At 62.7% G+C, this 22,129-nt stretch carries 25 protein-coding genes; 21 read left to right on the plus strand and 4 right to left on the minus strand.

Going from position 1 to position 22,129, the window contains the following annotated elements; translation table 11 throughout:
* Window positions 1-8 precede the first annotated feature (8 nt).
* The 4 genes from dapB to C5J22_RS14725 are packed head-to-tail and all read left to right on the plus strand — an operon-like array spanning window position 9 to window position 2,107.
* On the plus strand, window positions 9-827 hold the full coding sequence (gene dapB, locus C5J22_RS14710) for a 4-hydroxy-tetrahydrodipicolinate reductase (protein WP_105438803.1): 819 nt from the start codon (window positions 9-11) through the stop codon (window positions 825-827).
* A 25-nt stretch (window positions 828-852) separates the two neighbouring features.
* Window positions 853-1,488 (plus strand): 2,3-bisphosphoglycerate-dependent phosphoglycerate mutase, encoded by a 636-nt coding sequence (locus tag C5J22_RS14715; protein WP_038592256.1) that lies wholly within the window; start codon window positions 853-855, stop codon window positions 1,486-1,488.
* Between the two features lie 50 nt (window positions 1,489-1,538).
* On the plus strand, window positions 1,539-1,832 hold the full coding sequence (locus tag C5J22_RS14720) for a CopG family ribbon-helix-helix protein (RefSeq protein WP_371412614.1): 294 nt from the start codon (window positions 1,539-1,541) through the stop codon (window positions 1,830-1,832).
* On the plus strand, window positions 1,829-2,107 hold the full coding sequence (locus tag C5J22_RS14725; protein ID WP_105438804.1) for a type II toxin-antitoxin system RelE/ParE family toxin: 279 nt from the start codon (window positions 1,829-1,831) through the stop codon (window positions 2,105-2,107). Before C5J22_RS14720 ends, C5J22_RS14725 begins: the two co-directional genes overlap by 4 nt.
* Window positions 2,108-2,113: 6 nt before the next feature.
* Here C5J22_RS14725 and phnF read toward each other — a convergent pair whose 3' ends face one another.
* The gene (phnF, locus tag C5J22_RS14730) at window positions 2,114-2,854 is read right to left on the minus strand and encodes a phosphonate metabolism transcriptional regulator PhnF (RefSeq protein ID WP_105438805.1); all 741 of its coding nucleotides are present in this window, start codon (window positions 2,852-2,854) and stop codon (window positions 2,114-2,116) included.
* Between the two features lie 84 nt (window positions 2,855-2,938).
* On the opposite strand from phnF, the gene phnG reads away from it, so the two are divergent.
* The 3 genes from phnG (at window position 2,939) to C5J22_RS14745 (ending at window position 5,222) form a co-directional block, all read left to right on the plus strand.
* Window positions 2,939-3,412: a phosphonate C-P lyase system protein PhnG gene (gene phnG / locus C5J22_RS14735; RefSeq protein WP_105438806.1), complete on the plus strand. Its 474-nt coding sequence runs from the start codon at window positions 2,939-2,941 to the stop codon at window positions 3,410-3,412.
* Window positions 3,412-4,014 (plus strand): phosphonate C-P lyase system protein PhnH, encoded by a 603-nt coding sequence (phnH, locus tag C5J22_RS14740; protein ID WP_105438807.1) that lies wholly within the window; start codon window positions 3,412-3,414, stop codon window positions 4,012-4,014. Before phnG ends, phnH begins: the two co-directional genes overlap by 1 nt.
* Window positions 4,015-4,115: 101 nt before the next feature.
* On the plus strand, window positions 4,116-5,222 hold the full coding sequence (locus C5J22_RS14745) for a carbon-phosphorus lyase complex subunit PhnI (protein ID WP_105438808.1): 1,107 nt from the start codon (window positions 4,116-4,118) through the stop codon (window positions 5,220-5,222).
* 29 nt (window positions 5,223-5,251) lie between these two features.
* Here C5J22_RS14745 and C5J22_RS14750 read toward each other — a convergent pair whose 3' ends face one another.
* Complete coding sequence (locus C5J22_RS14750) at window positions 5,252-5,488, minus strand: hypothetical protein (RefSeq protein ID WP_105438809.1); 237 nt, start codon at window positions 5,486-5,488, stop codon at window positions 5,252-5,254.
* Between the two features lie 48 nt (window positions 5,489-5,536).
* Here C5J22_RS14750 and C5J22_RS14755 point away from each other — a divergent pair, with 48 nt between their 5' ends.
* From C5J22_RS14755 to C5J22_RS14810, 12 genes are all read left to right on the plus strand, one after another.
* A complete protein-coding gene (locus tag C5J22_RS14755; protein ID WP_105438810.1) occupies window positions 5,537-6,418 on the plus strand; it encodes an alpha-D-ribose 1-methylphosphonate 5-phosphate C-P-lyase PhnJ in 882 nt (293 codons plus the stop codon).
* The gene (phnK, locus tag C5J22_RS14760; protein WP_105438811.1) at window positions 6,415-7,191 is read left to right on the plus strand and encodes a phosphonate C-P lyase system protein PhnK; all 777 of its coding nucleotides are present in this window, start codon (window positions 6,415-6,417) and stop codon (window positions 7,189-7,191) included. The genes C5J22_RS14755 and phnK overlap by 4 nt, the downstream gene beginning before the upstream one ends.
* A gap of 11 nt (window positions 7,192-7,202) precedes the next feature.
* Window positions 7,203-7,913, plus strand: a complete 711-nt coding sequence (gene phnL, locus C5J22_RS14765; protein ID WP_105438812.1) for a phosphonate C-P lyase system protein PhnL — start codon at window positions 7,203-7,205, stop codon at window positions 7,911-7,913.
* Entirely contained in the window at window positions 7,910-8,527 is a 618-nt protein-coding gene (locus C5J22_RS14770; RefSeq protein WP_105438813.1) for a DapH/DapD/GlmU-related protein, read from the plus strand. Before phnL ends, C5J22_RS14770 begins: the two co-directional genes overlap by 4 nt.
* A 115-nt stretch (window positions 8,528-8,642) precedes the next feature.
* Window positions 8,643-9,500 (plus strand): phosphonate ABC transporter ATP-binding protein, encoded by an 858-nt coding sequence (gene phnC / locus C5J22_RS14775; RefSeq protein ID WP_105438814.1) that lies wholly within the window; start codon window positions 8,643-8,645, stop codon window positions 9,498-9,500.
* Between the two features lie 80 nt (window positions 9,501-9,580).
* Window positions 9,581-10,492, plus strand: a complete 912-nt coding sequence (gene phnD, locus C5J22_RS14780) for a phosphonate ABC transporter substrate-binding protein (protein WP_105438815.1) — start codon at window positions 9,581-9,583, stop codon at window positions 10,490-10,492.
* Window positions 10,493-10,564: 72 nt separating this feature from the next.
* On the plus strand, window positions 10,565-11,545 hold the full coding sequence (gene phnE / locus C5J22_RS14785) for a phosphonate ABC transporter, permease protein PhnE (RefSeq protein WP_105438816.1): 981 nt from the start codon (window positions 10,565-10,567) through the stop codon (window positions 11,543-11,545).
* The gene (gene phnE, locus C5J22_RS14790) at window positions 11,545-12,888 is read left to right on the plus strand and encodes a phosphonate ABC transporter, permease protein PhnE (RefSeq protein WP_105438817.1); all 1,344 of its coding nucleotides are present in this window, start codon (window positions 11,545-11,547) and stop codon (window positions 12,886-12,888) included. Before phnE (C5J22_RS14785) ends, phnE (C5J22_RS14790) begins: the two co-directional genes overlap by 1 nt.
* Before the next feature lie 112 nt (window positions 12,889-13,000).
* The gene (locus tag C5J22_RS14795) at window positions 13,001-13,714 is read left to right on the plus strand and encodes a DUF1045 domain-containing protein (RefSeq protein WP_105438818.1); all 714 of its coding nucleotides are present in this window, start codon (window positions 13,001-13,003) and stop codon (window positions 13,712-13,714) included.
* A complete protein-coding gene (locus C5J22_RS14800; RefSeq protein ID WP_105438819.1) occupies window positions 13,711-14,850 on the plus strand; it encodes an alpha-D-ribose 1-methylphosphonate 5-triphosphate diphosphatase in 1,140 nt (379 codons plus the stop codon). The genes C5J22_RS14795 and C5J22_RS14800 overlap by 4 nt, the downstream gene beginning before the upstream one ends.
* Entirely contained in the window at window positions 14,850-15,449 is a 600-nt protein-coding gene (phnN, locus tag C5J22_RS14805) for a phosphonate metabolism protein/1,5-bisphosphokinase (PRPP-forming) PhnN (protein ID WP_105438820.1), read from the plus strand. Before C5J22_RS14800 ends, phnN begins: the two co-directional genes overlap by 1 nt.
* 78 nt (window positions 15,450-15,527) lie before the next feature.
* Window positions 15,528-15,824 (plus strand): hypothetical protein, encoded by a 297-nt coding sequence (locus tag C5J22_RS14810; protein WP_105438821.1) that lies wholly within the window; start codon window positions 15,528-15,530, stop codon window positions 15,822-15,824.
* A gap of 9 nt (window positions 15,825-15,833) precedes the next feature.
* On the opposite strand, the gene polA is transcribed toward C5J22_RS14810, so the two are convergent.
* Window positions 15,834-18,824, minus strand: a complete 2,991-nt coding sequence (gene polA, locus C5J22_RS14815) for a DNA polymerase I (RefSeq protein WP_105438822.1) — start codon at window positions 18,822-18,824, stop codon at window positions 15,834-15,836.
* 414 nt (window positions 18,825-19,238) lie between these two features.
* On the opposite strand from polA, the gene C5J22_RS14820 reads away from it, so the two are divergent.
* Window positions 19,239-19,670 (plus strand): MarR family winged helix-turn-helix transcriptional regulator, encoded by a 432-nt coding sequence (locus C5J22_RS14820; RefSeq protein WP_046602923.1) that lies wholly within the window; start codon window positions 19,239-19,241, stop codon window positions 19,668-19,670.
* A gap of 130 nt (window positions 19,671-19,800) precedes the next feature.
* Window positions 19,801-21,189, plus strand: coding sequence for a M20/M25/M40 family metallo-hydrolase (locus C5J22_RS14825; RefSeq protein ID WP_105438823.1), 1,389 nt, complete (start codon window positions 19,801-19,803; stop codon window positions 21,187-21,189).
* Window positions 21,190-21,670: 481 nt separating this feature from the next.
* Here the strand turns inward: C5J22_RS14825 and C5J22_RS14830 are convergent, their stop codons facing one another.
* Window positions 21,671-21,880 (minus strand): cold-shock protein, encoded by a 210-nt coding sequence (locus C5J22_RS14830; protein WP_007754264.1) that lies wholly within the window; start codon window positions 21,878-21,880, stop codon window positions 21,671-21,673.
* Window positions 21,881-22,129: the final 249 nt, after the last annotated feature.

Genomic DNA, 22,129 nt, shown 5'->3' on the forward strand with positions numbered 1-22,129 from the left:
CGCCGCGCATGACCGCAAATGACATGAAACTCGTGGTGGTTGGTGCTGCAGGCCGGATGGGCCAGGCCATGATCCGGGTCATCCATGAAACAGCAGGCGTGACACTGCACGCGGCCGTTCAGCGCGAGGGTTCGCCCTTCATTGGCAAGGACGCCGGCGAACTTGCGGGTGTCGGAACTCTTGACGTTCCCGTAACCTCCGATCCCTTGAAGGCTTTTCTCGATGCCGATGGCGTCCTCGATTTCACCACGCCGGCGACCAGCGTCGCCTTCTCGGTCCTCGCCGCGCAGGCACGGATCGTCCATGTGATCGGCACGACCGGCTGCTCGGTCGAGGACGAGGAAAAATTCAAGGCGGCCGGCCGTCATGCGCGCGTCGTCAAGTCCGGCAATATGAGCCTCGGCGTCAATCTGCTCGGCGTGCTCGTCGCGCAGGCGGCGAAGGCTTTGCCGGCTGCCGGGTGGGATATCGAGATCGTCGAAATGCACCACAAGCACAAGGTCGACGCGCCATCCGGAACGGCACTGCTGCTCGGCGAAGCGGCAGCGCAAGGCCGCGGCGTCGATCTCGCAAGCCAATCCGTTCGGGTGCGCGACGGCCATACGGGCGCCCGTCCGACCGGCACGATCGGGTTTGCGACGCTCCGCGGCGGCTCGGTCGTTGGCGACCATTCCGTCGTGCTTGCCGGCGAAGGCGAACTGGTGACGCTCTCGCACAGCGCGCGCGACCGCTCGATCTTCGCCCGCGGCGCGGTTGCCGCGGCGCTCTGGGCGCGCGACAAGAAGCCCGGCCACTATTCCATGCTCGACGTGCTCGGGCTTTCCTGAAAATCTTCCCGGAGGAATTCATCCCATGAGCGGAACTCTCGTCCTCGTTCGCCACGGCCAGAGCGACTGGAATCTCAAGAACCTTTTCACAGGCTGGCGCGATCCGGATCTGACGCCGCTCGGCATCCAGGAAGCCGAAGCCGGCGGCGAAGCGCTTGCGGCAACGGGCATCAAGTTCGACATTGCCTTCACCTCGGTGCTGAAGCGCGCCCAGGACACGTTGAAGATCGTCCTCGACAAGGTCGGCCAGCCGGATCTCGAGACGATTCGCGACCAGGCGCTCAACGAGCGCGACTACGGCGATCTTTCCGGCCTCAACAAGGACGATGCGCGCGCCAAGTGGGGTGAGGAGCAGGTGCATATCTGGCGCCGTTCCTACGACATCCCGCCGCCGGGCGGCGAAAGCCTGCGCGATACCGGCGCCCGCGTCTGGCCCTATTACATGACGGAAATCCTGCCGCGGGTGCTGCGCGGCGAAAAGGTCCTCGTCGCCGCCCACGGCAATTCGCTTCGCTCGCTGGTGATGGTTCTCGACCGGCTCAGCAAGGAAGAGATCCTCAAGCTCAACCTCGCGACCGGGGTGCCGATGGTCTACACACTCAAAGCCGATTCGACCGTCGCTTCTAAGGACGTTCTCGGCGACATGTCCGGCGCGCACTGAGCTTTGCCTCCAGAAGATCCATGTGTTACATTGCATTGACAGCGTAACACATGGGTTTGAAGATGACTGAGGCCACATTCACGTTCCGCGTCGAGGAAGAGCTGAAAGCCGCGTTCACCGAGGCTGCGAAAGCGGACGATCAGACAAGCGCGCAGTTGTTGCGCAAGTTCATGCGCGACTATATCAAGCAGCAGCAAGAAGCTGCGGATTACGATGTTTGGTTTCGCCAAAAGGTCCAGAAGGCGATAGATTCGGCGAATGCCGGTGACCTTCTTTCCGAAGAAGACGTCGAAACCGAATTCGCTGCCTTACGGGAAGAGGCGCGGAAATCGTCCGCTCAATGAAGCTTCTCTGGACGCCGCAAGCGCGTCGCGATCGCAGAACAATTTTCGATTACATTCGCCTTGAAAATCCGATGGCCGCAGTCGCCATGGACGATCAGTTTGCAATAGCGGCAGGCCAGCTCTCCCGCCATCCCTATTCGGGGCGTCCCGGCCGTGTTTCTGGAACGCGCGAGCTCCTCGCCCATCCCAGCTATCTGATGATCTACGACGTGCGCGAAGGCGCGGTGCGGATTTTAAGCATCATCCATACCGCCCGCCAATGGCCGCCCGAATAGGCGACTTCAATTTTCGATCGTGAATTGCACCATGTCGGCCGGGAAGCGGCTGACGGCGTATTGGATCGGTACGCCTTCCGTATCGGTGTTGAGCGCGCGGGCCACGAGGATGATGGCTCCCGGCGATAGCTGCAGGTCGGCAAGATCCGCGCCGTCCGCATGAGTAGCCGTCACTTCCGTCGAGACGCGCAGATAATCCGAAAGGCCGAGCATCCGGAATGCAACCGTGATCGAGCCGCTTTTGCCGTAGGCCTCCCCGATGCCGCCGAAACGGTCGGCCGGAAACCAGGTCGTCGAGCGGGAAACCGGGCGGCGATCCGCTTTCCTCAGCGTTTCCAGCCGGATCACCTGTGCACCTTCAGGAATGCACAGCCGGGTCGACAGGTCGACTGTGGCCGGTTCCTGGACCGAATGCAGCAACAGGCCTTCCTTTTCCCGCGCCTGGTCGCCGATGCCCTCGCTGAACCGGGTGCGCCGCGTGATCGGGAAGTTCAGCCGTTCCTTGCGCTCGATCAGCGTACCGCGCCCCTGTACCGAACGAACGATGCCCTCCTGAGCAAGGGCGGCAAGCGCGCTCCTGACCGTATGGCGATTGACGCCGAACCGCGCGGCCAGCGTGAATTCCGGCGGCACCTTGCCGGTCGCGTCGTAGTCGCCATTGGCGATCGAGGCGCGAATGCGGTCGGCGATCTGCCGCCATAGCGCTACGCCGTTTTGTCGGTGAACGTTTGTCTGCCCGGTATCCATGTCACACGCTTGTTATATCAGAAAGTTAGTAGTACATATAACTTGTATGGTTGTCTATATCAATAGACATTTAGGAGCTTGGCAATGGACCTGGCGAAACAAATCGAGCCGAATGCAGAAACCGCCGCGCGCCGTCGCGCCGCTGGGCTTCTTGCGCGCGCAACGACGAACGAACTGCATGCCGCCTGGGAAAAGCTTCCGGCCAAACCGGAGGTGAAGCCGGTGCGCGGCCCCGAGACCGGACTGGTGATGGTCCGCGGTCGCATCGGCGGCGGCGGCGCACCCTTCAATCTTGGCGAGGCGACCGTGACGCGTGCGACCGTGCTTCTGGCATCCGGCACTGCCGGCCATGCGCAAGCGCTCGGCACCGCGAAGGCGAATGTCCGGCTCGCAGCCATTTTCGACGCGCTCTGGCAGGAGGACGCCACGCGCGATTTCGTGGAGGCCACGTTGCTCCGTCCGATAGAGGCCCGCATCGCAACGGAAGATAAACAGAAGGCGGAAGAGACGGCCGCGACCCGCGTCGATTTCTTCACCATGGTACGGGGGGACGACTGATGAACATCAAGACGCAAGCGCTTTCCGGCGGATTTAGAGAACCGGTCTTCGAATCCCAGGACGTGTTCCGCATGCTGATGGACAGCATGGCCCGTCCGGGAACGATCCGTACCGTCGGACCGGATGTCGGCCAGCCGGAGCCGCTTGGAGGAGCGGCCGGGGCGATTGCCGTGACGCTCTGCGACCATGAAACGCCCGTGTGGCTGAGCGCCGGGCTTTTCAAGTCCGCCGTCGGCGAGTGGATCGGCTTCCACACCGGTGCGCCGATCACCCGCGAGAAGGCCGAGGCCCGCTTCGCCTTCGTGGAGGCCGGCGCGGCGCTTGCCTCGTTCGGCCTCTTCTCGGCCGGCACGCAGGAATATCCCGACCGTTCAACGACGCTAGTGATCGAGGTGGCAGCACTTGGCGAAGGCCTGCCGCTGACACTGACGGGTCCTGGCATTCCGCACGCGACAACTGTCCTAGTGAAGGGCCTTCCGGAAGTTTTTCTGCGGCTGTGGGCCGATAACCGGGCGCTCTTCCCACGGGGCGTCGATGTCATCCTGACGGCTGGCAAAAACCTGTTGTGCCTGCCGCGGACCGTACGCATCGCCACCCAATGAACGGTCGACCACTTTTTAAGCTTGGGGCCGCCGCTTGGGGCCAAACGACCAAACCTTCCCGCATCTTGATGGGATGCCGGTAATGGCCAGGAGAATGAACCATGTATGTTGCCGTCAAGGGTGGCGAGGCCGCCATCAACAATGCTCACAGGCTGCTGGCCGACCGGCGTCGGGGCGATCGCTCGCTTCCTTCCGTGACCATCGAGCAGATCGTCGAGCAGCTGGGCCTTGCCGTAGACCGGGTGATGGCCGAGGCCTCGCTTTATGACCGGGCGCTCGCAGCGCTTGCCATCCGCCAGTCGCGCGGCGACATGATCGAGGCGATCTTCCTGCTGCGGGCCTATCGCACCACGCTGCCGCGCTTCGGCTCCTCCGTTCCGGTCGATACGGCAGTCATGAAGGTCGAGCGGCGCGTTTCGGCGACCTACAAGGATCTCCCGGGTGGCCAGCTTCTCGGAGCCACGTTCGACTATACCCACCGGCTGCTCGATCCTTCTCTGCTCACCGACGAACCGGTCGACGAGCCGGAACGTCGCGACACGCCGGCGGAGCACATCATGCGGGTCTCCGACATTCTCGCCCATGAAGGCCTGATCGAGGCGGATGGCGAGTTTTCCGAGGACCATCAGGCCGGCGATCTCACCCGCGAGCCGATGGAGTTTCCGATGAGCCGGGATCTGCGCCTGCAGGCGCTCGCCCGCGGCGACGAGGGTTTCCTGCTGGCGCTCGGCTACTCCACCCAGCGCGGGTACGGCCGCAACCATCCATTCGTCGGCGAAGTCCGCATCGGGGAAGTGGAAGTCGAGATCGAAGTTGCAGAACTCGGTTTTGCCGTCTCGCTCGGCCGCATCCGGATCACCGAATGCCAGATGGTCAACCAGTTCAAGGGTTCGTCGAAGGCGCCGCCGCAGTTCACCCGCGGTTACGGCCTGGTGTTCGGCCAGAGCGAGCGCAAGGCGATGTCGATGTCGCTGGTCGACCGGGCGTTGCGAGCCGAAGAGCTCGGCGAGGACATCACCGCGCCGGCGCAGGACGAGGAATTCGTTATCTCGCATTCGGATAACGTGCAGGCGACCGGTTTCGTCGAGCACCTGAAGCTGCCGCACTACGTCGACTTCCAGGCCGAACTTGCGCTTGTGCGCAAGATGCGATCGGACATCGAGACGGCGCGCAATGGCGGCAATGGCCTGCAGGAGGCCGCCGAATGATGCCGGTTCGGCCGCAGTTCGGGGGCGGATCAGTCGCCTCCGCCGCCTCCCCCGTCACCACCTCCGCCACCATCGCAGGCGCCGCCCGCGTTGGCGCCGTCGCAGCCGCTCCCGTAGGCCCCGACCCCGCCGCCCTCGCTGCTCGCGTTGGCCCGGCCGCGGTTTCTCGGCGGCTTGATGACATAAAAGGGAATGATGATCCCGCAGGCGACGAAGGCCGCGAAGACGGCCACGCCCAGCAATCCGTTCGAAGTGATGGCGTCCATGACAGCCTTTCCTTCTAGTTGGTTCATGCAGTCACAGGATACTCCAAGATGACGGACCTCGCCACTTACAACTTCGCCTATCTCGACGAGCAGACGAAGCGGATGATCCGCCGCGCGATCCTCAAAGCGATCGCCATCCCCGGTTACCAGGTGCCCTTCGCGTCGCGCGAAATGCCGATGCCTTATGGCTGGGGCACCGGCGGCGTGCAGGTGACGGCAGCGATCATCGGCCCGCAAGACGTGCTGAAGGTGATCGACCAGGGCGCCGACGACACGACCAATGCGGTGTCGATCCGAGCCTTCTTCCAGAAGGTCGCCAACGTCGCCGTCACCACCCACACCAAGGACGCGACGATCATCCAGACCCGCCACCGCATTCCCGAGCACAAGCTCGCCGAGGGCCAGATCCTGGTCTACCAGGTGCCGATCCCGGAGCCCTTGCGCTTCCTCGAGCCGCGCGAGACCGAAACCCGCAAGATGCATGCGCTCGAAGAATACGGGCTCATGCATGTAAAACTCTACGAGGACATCGCCCATAACGGCCGGATTTCGAAGACCTATGCCTATCCGGTCAAGGTCGCGGGCCGCTACGTGATGGACCCGTCGCCGACGCCGAAGTTCGACAATCCGAAAATGCACCGGTCGGAAGCGCTGCAACTGTTCGGCGCCGGTCGCGAGAAGCGCATCTACGCCGTGCCGCCTCATACGGATGTCGTCAGCCTCGACTTCGAGGATCATCCGTTCGAAATCCAGACCTTCGACAAACCCTGCGCGCTCTGCGGCGCCGAGAACGTCTATCTCGACGAGGTGGTGCTGGACGACAAGGGCGGCCGCATGTTCGTCTGTTCGGACACCGACAATTGCGAGGACCGCCGCGAACACGGCCATGTCGGCGCCATGCTGGCGCCTGCCAAGGAGGCAGCGGAATGACCGACACCCCTCTTCTCAAAGTCAGCGGCGTCTCGAAATTCTACGGCAGCCGGATCGGCTGCAAGGACGTTTCCTTCGATCTGTGGCCGGGCGAAGTGCTCGCCATCGTCGGAGAGTCGGGCTCCGGCAAGACGACGCTGCTTAACTGCCTGTCGACCCGGCTGATGCCGACGACCGGCAGTGTGGAATACCGGATGCGCGACGGCAAATTCCGCGACCTCTACCATATGAGCGAGGCCGAACGCCGCTTCCTGATGCGCACCGACTGGGGCTTCGTGCACCAGAACCCGGCCGACGGCCTGCGCATGACGGTCTCGGCCGGCGCCAATGTCGGCGAGCGGCTGATGGCCGTCGGCGACCGGCATTACGGCAATATCCGAGAGACGGCGAGCGACTGGCTGACCCGTGTCGAGATCGGCACCGACCGCATCGACGACCAGCCCCGCGCCTTTTCCGGCGGCATGCGCCAGCGCCTGCAGATCGCCCGCAACCTGGTGACCGGCCCGCGCCTGGTGTTCATGGACGAGCCGACCGGCGGTCTCGACGTCTCGGTCCAGGCCCGCCTGCTCGACCTGGTGCGCGGCCTCGTCAACGATCTCGGCCTGTCGGCGATCGTCGTCACCCATGATCTCGCGGTTGCACGCCTTCTGTCCCATCGGATGATGGTGATGAAGGACGGCCATGTGATCGAACATGGGCTGACCGACCGGGTGCTCGACGATCCCCGCGAGCCTTATACCCAGCTTCTCGTCTCTTCCATCCTTCAGGTCTGAGGAGAATACCGATGGCCACCCCTCTCGTCGTTTCCGAAGTCTTCAAGAGCTTCACTATGCACCTGCGCGACGGCATCAAGCTGCCGGTCGTCAGGGATGTGAATTTTTCCGTCGCGAGCGGCGAATGCGTCGTGCTCGGCGGCCCGTCAGGCATCGGCAAGAGCTCGATCCTGAAGATGCTCTACGGCAACTACGCCGTCGATGCCGGGCAGATCCTCGTCGATCACAAGGACCGGATCGTCGATATCGCCCGCGCCGATCCGCGCACGGTGCTTGACGTGCGGCGCCATACGCTCGGGTATGTCAGCCAATTCCTGCGCACCGTTCCGCGCGTCTCCGCGCTGGACGTGGTCGCCGAACCGCTCGTCGCCCGCGGCATCGCAGCCCCGGAAGCGCGTGACAAGGCCGCCGAGCTTCTGGCCAAACTCAACCTGCCGCAGGAGCTCTGGACCCTGCCGCCCGCCACGTTTTCGGGTGGCGAACAGCAGCGGGTCAACATCGCCCGCGGTTTCATCACCAGCCACCGCATCCTGCTCCTCGACGAGCCGACCGCTTCACTCGACGCGGTCAACCGGCGCGTCGTCGTGGACATGATCGCGGACAAGAAACGCGAGGGCGTCGCCCTTCTCGGCATTTTCCACGACGAGGAAGTGCGCGAGGCGGTGGCCGACCGCGTTCTCGACGTATCCCAATTTTCTCCGCGAAAGGCAGTTGCTGCATGAGCGCCAAGGTCGGGCTCGAGCCCGCGATCCACGAAACGGCAAACGTCAGCAATTCGACGCTCGGCCCGTATACCGAAGTTTCCGAGCGCTGCCGCATCAGCGAGGCCGAGATCGGCGCCTATTCCTACATCATGCAGGACGGCTCGATCTGGTGTGCGACGATCGGCAAGTTCGTCAACATGGCGGCTTCCGTGCGCATCAACGCCACCAACCATCCGACGTGGCGGGCGACGCTGCACCACTTCACCTATCGCGCCGCCAGCTACTGGGACGATGCCGAAGACGAGAAGAGTTTCTTCGAATGGCGGCGCGACAATCGTGTCACGATCGGCCATGACGTCTGGATCGGGCATGGCGCCACCGTGCTGCCGGGCGTCACCGTCGGCAACGGTGCGGTGATCGGCGCCGGCGCGGTCGTGTCGAAGGATGTCGCGCCCTATACGATCGTCGGCGGCGTGCCGGCAAAACTCATCCGCGAGCGCTTCACGAAAACGATCGGCGAAGCGATGGACCGGCTTGCCTGGTGGGACTGGGATCACCTGAAACTGAGGGCTGCTCTCGACGATTTCCGGTCACTTTCGGCAGAGGAATTCGTGTCCCGTCATGCCAGGTAACGGAAGCGCGGCGGGCGCTTCCGGAATATAATAAAACCGACATAAATCCGACATTCAGACTTCATCAACCATCGCTATCGAGCTCTCAGAAAAAAAGCTGAATTGGCGAGAGAGCATGAAGTTCGAATTGAGGGACATCACCCGCCGTTTCGGCGATCGTATCGCGGTGAGTGCCGTGAACGTCGAGATTCCCCAGGGCCAGATGGTCGGCATCATCGGCCGCTCCGGCGCCGGCAAGTCTACCCTGCTGCGCATGATCAACCGCCTGCAGGAGCCGAGCTCAGGCTCCATCTATTTCAACGGCGCCGAAGTCTCCTCCCTCAAGGGCCGGGCGCTGCGCAACTGGCAGCGCGACTGCGCGATGATCTTCCAGCAGTTCAACCTGGTCCCGCGCCTCGACGTTATGACCAACGTGCTGCTCGGCCGTCTCAATCACCGTTCGACGACGATGAGTCTCCTGAAGATCTTCAGCCGCGACGAGCGCGTCATGGCGATGGCGGCGCTGGAGCGGCTCGGCATCGAACAGACGGCACTGCAGGCGGCCGGAACGCTGTCGGGCGGCCAGCAGCAGCGCGTGGCAATTGCCCGGGCGCTGGTGCAGGCACCGAAAATGATGCTCGCCGACGAGCCGATCGCCTCGCTCGATCCGCTCAACGCCAAGATCGTCATGGATGCGCTGCGCGACATCAACGAGCGCGAAGGCATCACCGTCATCACCAATCTGCACACGCTCGATACGGCCCGCAGCTATTGCGAGCGGATCATCGGCATGGCGGGCGGCCGCGTCGTCTTCGACGGCCCGCCACAGCAGCTCAACGCCAATGCGGTGCGCGAGATCTACGGTTCCGACAAGGATGGCGCCGGCATCGACGAGACCATGACATCGACCAGCCTTGCCCCCGCCCGCCGCGGCGAGGCTCCGGTCGCGATCGACACATCCGGCATGGTGACCGAAGCCGCCGCCATGCGCTGACCCGTTTCCGGCTGCGATCCGCGGCCGGAAGACTGACGCCCTTTCCGGGTTGACCAACCCAATCACCAAAGGAGACTTCCATGTCTGCATTCCGCAAGATCCTGATGGCGACGATCGCCGTCGCCGCCGTTGCTGGCCAGGCCCACGCCCAGAGCGCACCGGTTCTGCGCATCGGCCTCGACGGCGGCGAAAACGAAGCCGACCAGATCCGCCGCACCGAATGCGTCAAGCCGGGCCTGATCGCCGCGACCGGCGCCTCGGACGTCAAGCTCTTCCCTTCGCCGAACTATAACGGCGTCATCCAGGGCCTGCTCGGCGGCACGATCGACCTCGCCGTCATGGGCGCTGCCTCTTACGCTTCGATCTACATCAAGGACCCGAACGCCGTTACCCCGGTCCTGACCACCAAGCAGGCCGACGGTTCGACCGGCTACTATTCGATCATGGTTGCGCGCAAGGATTCGGGCATCAAGACGCTCGCCGACGCCAAGGGCAAGAAGATCGGTTTCGCCGATCCGGACTCGACCTCCGGCTACCTCGTGCCGAACGTCGCCCTGCCGAAGGACGTCGGCATGCCGGTCAAGCAGTACTTCTCCGAAACCGGCTTCGGCGGCGGCCATGAGAACCTCGTTCTCGGCATTCTCGACAAGAAGTTCGACGTCGGTACCACCTTCGGTTCGGCCGTCGGCGATTGGGCACAGGGTTACTCATCCGGCAACCTGCACATCATGGTCTCCAAGGGCTTGCTCGACATGGACGACATCGTCCAGGTCTGGAAGTCGCCGCTCATCCCGAACGGCCCGCTGATGGTTTCCAACAAGCTTTCGGACGACATGAAGAAGAAGGTGACCGCCTACTTCGCCGAACTGCCGAAGAAGGACAAGACTTGCTTCGAGAGCTTCACGGGCGGCGGTTACGTCGACTGGTCGCCGGTCGACCAGAAGTTCTACCAGACCATCATCGACGCTCGTAAGGCTGTCATCGGCGGCTGATCCAACGTCTGATCAATATCTTGGCGGCGGCATCATGACGATGCCGCCGCTCGTTCAACAAGGATACCCAGAATGGCGCACGTGGCCGGACCCGCTCAAGTCAGCGGGCTGCAGGAAAGCTCCCGCACCATCCTCGATCATTATCAGCAACAGGTGCGGACCCGGCGGATCTATACCGTCGTCTCCATCGTCGTTTTCCTGATCGTGCTCGGCGCGTCGCTGGATTTCGCCAACGAAGCCAATTCCGGCAAGTTCTTCGAACGCCTTCCTTATCTCTTCGATTTCCTGAAGAGTTTCGTGCCGAACAGCCCGCTGGAAATCTTCCGCGCCATGTTCGACCTGCCGTCGCCCTATGCGGACGGATCGATCAAGTTCGACTATACGAGCGACCGCGTCTGGATCACCGACAGTTTCTATATTCCGAACTTCTTCTACCAGTTGGCGATCACCATCAACATCGCCATCGTTTCCACCATCCTCGGCGCCACGGGTGCCTTCCTTCTGTGCTTCTTCGCCTCCACCAATCTCGTCGGCGCCGGTCTAACGCGCTGGGTGGTGCGGCGCATCATGGAAATCCTGCGCGCCTTTCCGGAGATCGTCGTGGCAGGCCTGCTGGCCGCAATCCTGTCGATCGGTCCGATCGCGGCGATCATTGCCGTGTCGATCCACACCATAGGCGCGCTCGGAAAGCTGTTCTTCGAAGTGGTCGAGAATGCCGACATGAAGCCGGACGAAGGCCTGCGCGCTTCCGGTGCCAGCTGGCTGGAGCGCGTCCGCTTCGCGATCCTGCCGCAGGTCCTGCCGAATTTCGTCTCCTACACGCTGCTGCGCACCGAGATCAACGTGCGCGCCTCGACCATTATCGGCGCCGTCGGCGGAGGTGGCATCGGGGAAGTGTTCAGCCTGTCGATCGGCCGGGACCATGCCGCCAAGACCTATGCGATCATCATTCTACTTCTGATTACGGTCATCTGCGTCGACCAGTTCTCGGCCTGGCTGCGCCGCCGGCTGATCGGCAAGCAATCGTTCGAATTCGGCCGGGGAGCTGCCTGATGTCCAATCTCGCCGTCAATGCCGCCGATCGCGAACGCCTGCTCGCCGCCTATCCGGAAGTCTTTCACCGCAGCGTCATGCAGCGCTGGGGCCTGGCGATCGCCGCCGTCGCAGTCTTCGTCTACCTCGCTTTCTGCTTTTCCTTCTTCAACGTCATCCCGACCTTCGTCAACGGCAACTGGGATCGCGCGGCGATCTACCTGCAGGACTGGTATTCATGGCGCGCGCAGCCCCGCCTGCGCTTCCAGAACGGCCAGGTCGTGCCGCAGTGGACGAGCCGCGGGCAATATCCGGACGGCGCGGCGATCGACTGGCTGAAGCCGACCTCCAACGGCGGCTACACGGTGATCTTCGGTAGCGACGACCGGCTCGACGTGACCCCGAGCCAGGTCGATGTCTATCTCGACGGCAAGCTCTATCCCGTCGCGATCAAAGGGGACCGGGCGATACTGCCTGCCGGTGCGCCGGCGCGCATGGTGCAGGACGGCAACAAGGTCAATGTCCGATTCGGCTTTGCCGGCCAGGCGGAAATCCGCAACAGCCAGGTCTATGTGCAGCGGCGTTTCCTCGGCTGGGCGAATTTCTTCTTCGACACGCAATCGCCGTTCTGGGGCCGCAGCTTCACCAGCGTGGCCGGGCTGATGCTCTTCGGCGAGCGGCTCGACCCGAGCCAGTCCAATCCCTCGCTGGCGCTCGACAACTTCTTGAACAATAGCAGCTGGCAGCATGGCGATATTCTCTCCAAGCTGATGCAGACGCTGGTCATGGCCTTCGTCGGCACGCTGTTCGCCACCCTCATCGCCTTCCCGCTCGCCTTCGTCGCGGCGCGCAATATCACCACAAGCCGGCCGATGAACTGGGGGATGAAGCGCTTCTTCGACTTCCTGCGCTCGATCGACATGCTGATCTGGGCCCTGTTCTTTACCCGCGCCTTCGGGCCGGGGCCGCTCCCGGGGATCGCCGCCATTTTCTTCACGGATACCGGTGCGCTCGGCAAGGTCTATTCGGAAGCGCTGGAGAATGTCGACGACAAGCAGCGCGAAGGCGTCAAGTCCGTGGGTGCCGCGCCGGTCATCGTGCAGCGTTACGGCGTCGTGCCGCAGGTCCTGCCGATCTTCATCTCGCAATCGCTGTATTTCTGGGAGTCCAACACCCGTTCGGCAACCGCGATCGGCGCTGTCGGCGCGGGCGGCATCGGCCTCAAGCTGCTCGAATCCATGAAGACCAATGCCGATTGGGACAAGGTTGCCTACATGGTCCTGCTGATCCTTCTGGTGGTCTTCGTCTTCGACAATCTCTCCAATGCGCTGCGTTCGCGCGTCATGGGCAAAAAGGGCTCCTGACCGGCCGGATTATCATCATTCTGTCATGGAAATCTTTTAGCCGAGGGTCCTGTTTCGCGGGCCGGCGCACAGGTAAAGTCGGCCGGCCTTCTCCTGATTCCGGAACCCCGTTTTGCGCTACGCTCTCTATTTTTCGCCCGCCGAGAACCATCCGCTGACGAAGGCGGCAGCGCGTTGGCTCGGCCATGACGCCTTTACTGCTGAGACGTTTCCGACGCCCGATGTCGAAGGCCTGTCCCGCGACACCGTCCATGAACTGACTGCCGATCCGCGGCGCTACGCCTTTCACGCGACGCTCAAGGCGCCGTTCGAGCTGCATCCGGACCGGACGGAAGCCGAGCTGATCAGGGCCGCCGAACGCTTTGCCGCAGAGACCACGGCGTTCGACATCCCGAACGTCATCGTCGGCCAACTGGGGCGGTTCTTCGCGCTGGTTCCCGATACCATTTACCCGGAGCTCCAGCATTTTGCCGGACGCGTCGTCGAAGAGTTCGAACATTTTCGCGCGCCGTTGTCTGAGGCCGACATCGCGCGGCGTAAACCTGATATGTTAAGCTCGGCCCAGCGCGCCAATCTCGACCGCTGGGGTTATCCTTATGTCATGGACGAGTTCCGCTTCCACATGACGTTGACCGGGCAGGTTCCGCCCGAGCAGGCGCCCATCATGCGCCGCGAGCTCGACCGCCGCTTTGCCGATTTCGCCAACGCGCCGCTGACCGTCGATGGGCTCGCCATCTTCGTAGAGCCGGAGCGCGGCGCACCCTTCATCGCCCATCGCTGGCTTCCGCTGGCGTCCGCCTTCGAAAACAGAAAGACCGCATCATGACCGCCGAACTCGTGCTCACCAATGCCCGCATCGTGCTCGAGGACAGCGTGATCTCCGGTTCCGTCCAGATCCGGAACGGCAAGATCACCGATATCTCGGAAGGCAATGTCCATGCCGGCGAGGATTTCGAGGGCGATTATCTGATCCCGGGCCTAGTCGAACTTCATACCGACCATCTGGAACAGCATTATTCGCCGCGTCCGGGCGTCCGCTGGAACACCACGGCGGCGATCCAGGCCCATGACGCACAGATCGCAACCTCCGGCATCACCACCGTCTTCGACTGCCTGCGCATGGGCGCCGATGAGGACGGCGGCTTTGCCCATGGCGAAATGCGCGACATGGCGGACGCGATTGCCGCTGCCGCCGCCTATGGCCGCCTGCGCTCAGAACACTTCCTGCATCTGCGCTGCGAAGTCTCCGCCGACAATTGCATGGAGCATTTCGTCGACTTCGAGAACGATCCGCATGTCCGGCTCGTCTCGCTGATGGATCACGCGCCGGGCCAGCGGCAGTTCCAGACGATGGATCAATACACGCTCTACTACCAGAAGAAGCGCGGCCTCAGCGACGAGGCATTCGCCGCTTTCGTGGCCAAACGCCAGGAAGAATCGGCACGCAATGCGACGCCGCACCGCGTTGCGATCTCCAAGATCTGCGCCGAGCATGGCATTACAGTCGCAAGCCATGACGACGCGACGCTTTCCCATGTGGGCGAAGCGATCGACAACGGCGTTCGGCTGGCGGAATTCCCGACCAGTTTCGATGCGGCAAAGGCTTCGCACGAAGCGGGCATGAGCGTGCTGATGGGTGCCCCGAACATCGTTCGCGGCAAGTCGCATTCCGGCAATATCGCCGCTCGCGACCTTGCCGAGCGTGGCGTGCTCGACGTGCTCTCCTCCGATTACGTGCCGCTCAGCCTGCTGCATGCGCCCTTCGTGCTCGCCTCGGAGGTTGAAAGCATCTCGCTGCCGAAGGCGCTCGCCATGGTAACATCGACCCCTGCCCGCACCGTCAGCCTCGACGACCGGGGCCGGATCGCGACCGGCCTGCGTGCCGATATCGTCCGCGTCCATCACGAGGAGGGGGTTCCCGTCTCCCGCGCCGTCTGGCGGGAAGGCCGGCGGGTCGCCTGATGGACGCCAGGCCGACAGCAACGGAACCAGAGCGAAGCGGCTGCATGGTCGCGGTCGTCGGCCCGAGCGGGGCCGGCAAGGACACGCTGATGGCCTATGCCGCCCGGTTCTTCGAGGGCCGCGATGACGTCGTCTTCGTACGGCGCGTCATCACCCGCAACGCGGCCGCCGGCGGTGAAGACCATGATGGCGTTTCCGAAGCGGAATTCGAGGCTCTGGAACAGGCAGGCCGTTTTGCGGTCTCCTGGGGTGCCCACGGCCTGCGATACGGCATTCCCGTCGAGACGAAAGCGGCCATAGCAAGAGGCCAGCTGGTCGTTGCCAACGGCTCGCGTTCCGCGCTTGCCCGGTTCAAGGATGTCTATCCGTCGCTGGTGGTCATCAACATCACCGCCAGCCTGGACGTGCTCGCGGCCCGGCTCGAAGCGCGCGGACGGGAAACGCGCGAGGAGATACTTCGGCGTCTCGAACGCAGCTCGCTGACCGTGACCGGCGACTACGAGGTGGTGACGATCGACAATAGCGGATCGCTGGAAGAGGCCGGCAGGGCCTTGGTCGAGGCTCTCAACGGTTGCCTTGCGAGTCACCCGATTGGTTAGCGAAAAACGTTCGATCCTTCTTTAAAGCCCCGGGTCCGGCTCTATGTTCCTTTCCTTATATTAGGAAAGGCAAAAGCCATGGGCCAGAGCAAGCCGCGCGAAGGGCAACGTCCCGATAGGGCAACTGCCATCGATCTGGAAGCGCGCGTCGTTGTTCTGGAAATCGTCTCCATGACGGCGTTGGCGCTTGCCATGGACACGTCCGAGAACGCGGACATCGAACACGCCCGCGGGATCAGCAACCTCGTTCTCGAAGCCGTGCACCAGCGCTGTCACGAGATGAACATGCCGGAGGATGCGCGGCTCACCGCCTGCACCTATGCGGACGAACTGCTTTCGACCGCGCTTCTGTCTCTCTATCCGCAGGAACACTGAGCCTTAGGCTCAGTGCGCTTCGTCCCAATTGCTGGCGGCGCGAGCATCGACCTTCAGCGGCACCCGCATCGAGATCGCGGGCATGGCCGCGTGCTCCATGGTCGAGATGATCACTGGCAAGGTCTTGTCGATCTCCTCATCCTCGACCTCGAAGATCAGTTCGTCGTGCACCTGCAGCAGCATGCGGGCCTTTCCGTTCAGTCCGGTCGTTTCCAGCGCCGATTCCATCTTCGCCATTGCCCGGCGGATGATATCGGCGGCCGAACCCTGGATCGGCGCATTGATCGACGCACGTTCGTTGAAGGCACGCACCGAAGGGTTGGAAGACTTGATCTCCGGATAATGCGCCCGGCGGCCGAAGATCGTCTCGACGTAACCGTTCTCGCGGGCAAAAGTCTTGGTGCTTTCCATGTAATCGCGGATGCCCGGGAAGCGCTCAAAATACTTCTTGATGTAGTCGCCCGCTTCAGAGCGTTCGATCGACAGCTGATTGGCCAACCCGAAGGCCGAGATGCCGTAGATGATGCCGAAGTTGATCGCCTTGGCGCGGCGGCGCACTTCGCTCGGCATGCCTTCCACCGGAACGCCGAACATTTCCGAGGCCGTCATCGCGTGAATGTCGATCCCATCGGCAAAGGCCTGGCGCAGCTGCGGAATGTCCGCCACATGCGCAAGTACGCGCAGCTCGATCTGGCTGTAGTCGGCCGAGACCAGCTTATGGTCGGGCGTCGAGATGAAGGCGGTGCGGATCTTGCGACCTTCCGCCGTACGCACCGGGATGTTCTGCAGGTTCGGTTCCGAAGAGGAAAGGCGGCCTGTGGTGGTGGAGGCAAGCGAATAGCAGGTGTGGACCCGCTTCGTTTCCGGGTGAACGTAACCCGGCAGCGCGTCCGTGTAGGTGGATTTCAGCTTTGTTAGCTGACGCCAGTCGACGATCTTGCGCGGCAGGGGATGACCTTCGGCAGCCAAGTCTTCCAGCACGCTGGCCGAGGTCGACCACTGGCCGGTCTTGGTCTTGGCGCCGCCCGGCAGGCCCATCTTGCCGAACAGGATGTCGCCGAGCTGTTTCGGCGAACCGATGGTGAATTTTTCTCCTGCCAGTTGGTAGATCTCGTCTTCGAAGGCGGCGGCCCGCTGGGCAAGCTCGCCGGAAAGCCTGGACAGGATCTGCCGGTCGATAGTGATGCCGCGCTCTTCCATGCGGGCGAGCACCGAGACCAGCGGCCGCTCGAGCCGTTCATAGATGCGGGTCAGGCCCGCGGCCGCCAGCTGCGGTTTCAGCACCATCCACAGGCGCAGCGTCACGTCGGCGTCTTCCGCCGCATAGGCGGTCGCCTTGTCGATATCGACGAAATCGAAAGTGACGCCCGCCTTGCCGCTGCCGGCAACTTCCTTGAAGGTGATCGGCTTGTGGTTCAGCCAGCGCTCCGACAGCGCGTCCATGCCGTGGTTCGCCTTGCCAGCCTCCAGCACATAGGACATCAGCATCGTATCGTCGTAACCCTCGACGGTGATGCCATGACGCCTCATCAGCAGGTAGTCGAACTTCAGGTTCTGCGCCACTTTCAGGACCGACGGGTCCTCCAGAAGCGGCTTCAGGCGCGCCAGCGCTTCCCGGGTCGGGATCTGGTTTTCGGCAAGCCCGCCGCCGAGCAGATCGCCCACTCCGGTCTTGTGGATCAGCGGCACATAGGCCGCGCGGACCTCAAGGCCGGACGGATTGGCGATATTATCGGCGAGCGCCAGCGAAAACCCGACCAGCTCCGCCTGCATCGGATCGAGCGACGTGGTCTCCGTATCGAAGGCGACGAGACCGGTTTCCTGGGCCGCGCGGATCCAGTCGTCCAGCACCGTCAGGTCCCGGATGGTCACGTAGCAGCTCGGATCGAGTTTGGCCTTGGCAAAGGCTTCGATGCGGGCCTGTGCAAGTCCGGCCGGCGTTGCCGCCTCCGTGCCCTTGGCGACCGGCGCCTTGGCGGGATGAGCGGGCGCTTCTGCCGCCGCCTCGCCGGTGTCGACCGCTGCCACGCCGCCGGCATCGAGGTCCGGGCCGCGGGCGGCCTGGCCCCATTCGACGTTGACGACGGCGGGTTCGATAGCATCGGCATCGCAATTGCAGGCGGCGGCGACGCGGCGCGTCAGCGTGCCGAATTCCATGGTCTTCAGGAAGCCGACCAGTTTCGGGCCGTCCTGCGGCTCCAGCACCAGCGCATCGAGATCGAGGTCCAGAGGCACGTCCAGCCGAAGCGAGACGAGCCGGCGCGAAAGGCGGGCGAGGTCGGCATTGGCGACGATGTTCTCGCGGCGCTTCACCTGCTTGATCTCGCCGGCGCGGGCAAGCAGCGTGTCGAGATCGCCGAATTCTTCGAGAAGCTGGGCTGCCGTCTTGGGGCCGATGCCCGGAATGCCCGGCACGTTGTCGACAGAATCTCCGACCATCGCCTGCAGGTCGATCATCTTCTCCGGCGGCACGCCCCATTTCTCGATGACGTCCGGAACGCCGATCTGCTTGTCCTTCATGCTGTCGTACATATGGACGTTCGGCGTCACGAGCTGCATCAGGTCCTTGTCCGACGAGACGATGGTCACATCGGCGCCGGTCGCCTCGGCCTGGCGGGCATAGGTCGCGATGATGTCGTCCGCCTCAAAACCTTCGGTCTCGATGCAGGGCAGGTTGAAGGCGCGGGTCGCCTGGCGGATCAGGCCGAATTGCGGGATCAGTTCTTCCGGCGGCGCCGAACGGTTCGCCTTGTAGGCGTCGTAGAGCTCCTTGCGGAAGGTTTTGGCGGAATAGTCGAAAATGACGGCGAAATGGCTGGGCGTCACGCCGACCGACGTGTCGCGCGCATCGGTCAGCAGCTTCCACAACATGTTGCAGAACCCGGAGACGGCGCCGACCGGCAGGCCGTCGGATTTGCGGGTGAGCGGCGGCAGCGCGTGGAAGGCGCGGAAAATGAAGCCGGAACCGTCGATAAGGAAAAGATGATCGCCTTTTTTCATGGCGCAAGGAATAGCGTGGGGCATTTGATCCGTCCATGAAAACTTCGCTGCCGCGAAGCCTCCCGCCCCTCACCGGAACGTTACCGATTTGTAATATGCTTTCTCTTGAAAAGCCCGGTTCGACCCCACATTTCCTACTCACCGGCGATTGATCACGCCGCAGTCTGGCAGCCGGCATGTCCCCCGCCGAACCAGGCCGGACAAAGGCCTATCCCCCTCTCCGGGCCTTTGTCCTTCCATCAGAAACCGCCACGGCTGTCCCCTCCCTGCCGTGGCGGTTTTTTATTGCTCTTTCGCAGGAAAGACTTGTCATTTACCCCATCTTCGCACAGGCTTGGCGAAAGCATGGCGTGCGATATATCTGGCAGATATTGCTCGCAAACGGGCTCGTTCAGGGAGGGATGAAGACCAGCCATGGGATTCGACCGCTCGCATTCTGCGACATACCTGGCGGGCCAACTCGCCAAAGGCTTTGCGCGCTCCTTGCAGAAGCGGGCGATGGTGCTTGGCTTTTCCCCCGGCCAGTTTCCCGTCCTGCTCGAACTCTGGCAGGAAGACGGGCTGACACAGAAGCAGCTCCTCGACAAGCTGGAGGTCGAGCAGGCGACGCTCGCCAACACGCTCGCTCGCATGGAGCGGGACGGCCTTATTCAGCGCACCCCCCATCCGAACGACCGCCGGGCACAGATCATCACGCTGACCTCGCTCGGCCGCGAGCTAGAAGTCCAGGCCGTGGAAGCTGCCTCCGAAGCGGATGCGGCCCTGTTCTCAGGCTTTCGTCGCTTCGAGCGCGAGCTGATGATCGAATACATGCGGATGATCGTCGAGAACGCACGCAAGATCTAAGCCAACGGCGTTGGCGTCTTTGCCATTGTCTCCGCTGCCCCTGACTTGCTAACAAGGTCGGGCATTCGAAACGATGGGCCGTTCTTGCCTCCTGGGCTCGAGGTCTCGCATTTCAAAGACAGGATTTCCCATGACCGATCTTTCCGCTGTCCTCGACCGCGCCGACCAGAACCTTCCCGCAAGCCTCGAGCGCCTGTTCGGCCTCGTCCGCATCAAGTCGATCTCCACCGACCCCGCTTTCAAATCCGATTGCCGCAAGGCGGCCGAGTGGCTGGTGGCCGAACTGAAGGATCTCGGCTTCGAGGCGTCGGTTCGCGATACGACCGGTCATCCGATGGTCGTCGGCCACCACCCGGGCGTCAGCACCGATGCGCCGCACGTGCTGTTCTACGGTCATTACGATGTCCAGCCGGTCGATCCGATCGATCTCTGGGAGGATGATCCCTTCGATCCCAAGGTCAAGGAACTCGGTGCTGGCCGCAAGGTGGTGACGGGCCGCGGCGTTGCCGACGACAAGGGACAGCTGATGACATTCGTCGAAGCCTGCCGGGCTTACAAGGATGTGCATGGCTCGCTGCCCGTGCGCGTCACCATCCTCTTCGAAGGCGAGGAAGAATCCGGCTCGCCGTCGCTCAAACCCTTCCTCGACGCCAATGCCGCCGAGTTGAAGGCCGATTACGCGCTCGTCTGCGATACCGGCATGTGGGATGCGGATACGCCGGCGATCACCGCGTCGCTGCGCGGCTTGGTCGGCGAAGAAATCATCGTCACCGCCGCCAACCGCGACCTTCATTCCGGCATGTACGGCGGCGCTGCGGCAAACCCGATCCAGATCCTGTCGAAAATCCTCGCCGGACTGCATGACGATAACGGCCGCGTGACGCTCGAAGGCTTTTACGACGGCATTGAGGAGACACCGTCCAATATCAAGGCCGCCTGGGAAAACCTGGTCAGCGGTCGCGACGACTTTCTGGGAGAGGTGGGCTTGTCGGAACTGGCCGGAGAAAAGGGCCGTTCGCTGCTCGAACTGCTCTGGGCGCGGCCGACCTGCGAATTCAACGGCATCAGCGGCGGCTACGAAGGCCAGGGCTTCAAGACCGTCATCGCATCTAAGGCGTCGGCCAAAGTGTCCTGCCGTCTCGTCGGAGGCCAGGACCCCGAAAAGATCCGCGAGAGTTTTCGCGCCTATGTGCGCTCGAAGATCCCGGCTGACTGCTCGGTCGAGTTCCTGACGCATGGCGGCTCGCCGGCTATCCAGCTCGGTTACGATTCGCCGGTGCTCACCAAGGCGAAGACGGCGCTTTCCGAGGAGTGGCCGAAGCCGGCCTTGGTTGTCGGCGTCGGAGGATCGATCCCGATCGTCGGCGATTTCCAGAAGACGCTCGGCATGGAATCGCTGCTCGTCGGCTTCGGCCTCAGCGACGACCGCATCCACTCGCCGAATGAAAAATACGACCTGCGCTCCTTCCACAAGGGTATCCGCTCGTGGGCGCGCATCATCGCGGCGCTGGCTGACTGACCTCTGCAGGCCTGAAACGGAGAAGGGCCCGACGCGTCTCCGCGTCAGGCCCTTAAAAACAAAAAGGCCGGGGCAAGCCCGACCTTTCCACTCCCATTCACTGGTGCCAGTACATCCGTGGTCACTCGAAATGGGACAAGCATTTCCGACGCGGCCGCTCTTCGACCTTTTCAGATCACTGCGGCTCTAGCGGTCATCGTCCCTCGGTTAAGTAAACATCCCGTTAACGCGGATATGAAAACTGCCTCAAGACGGCACGGTCGCCCGTATTTGCCGTAACACACATGCTCGCTCAGGCCTTTGGAGCCCCGACCATGCGGTGCGTCGGAAACGCTATTGAACCCAAGATGGGAGCTAAGGTTTCCGTTTACAAGGGGTTAAGTTTAGAATCGCTCTAAACACTGGAGGAGCCTGCTCCAGAAAAGCAGAAAGGCCGGACAAGCCGGCCTTTCGCGAGTTCGACTCTGAGGTCTTCAGCAGATCATGCGCCCTGGAGGCGGTCTGCGGAAACCTTGCCAGAACGCTTGTCGCTGACGAGTTCGTAGGAGATCTTCTGGCCGTCCTTGAGCTGGCCGAGGCCAGCGCGCTCAACGGCGGAGATGTGAACGAAAACGTCCTGCGAACCGTCGTCAGGCTGAATGAAGCCGTAGCCCTTGGTTGCGTTGAACCACTTTACAGTACCGGTAGCCATAACGATGCCTTTCCCTTGCAAATATGACCGACTATTCCACGCTCGAGCGCTTGGAACGTTGAAGTTTCGTATTTGAAGAGAGATCGTCGCAAACGCCGCGAGGCGCATAGTGCTGGCTATCAAACAAATATCGATGGCGAACCAGATAATGGCTCCGGTCAAAAAGGTCAAGATCGGGAAAATTAAGCCGCGCTTTCAAAGGCGAAATAGCCAGCGATTTCAAGGCGCGTAAAACAGAAAACCCGGCGC

Source organism: Neorhizobium sp. T25_13, assembly GCF_002968675.1.
GTDB lineage: Bacteria > Pseudomonadota > Alphaproteobacteria > Rhizobiales > Rhizobiaceae > Neorhizobium > Neorhizobium tomejilense.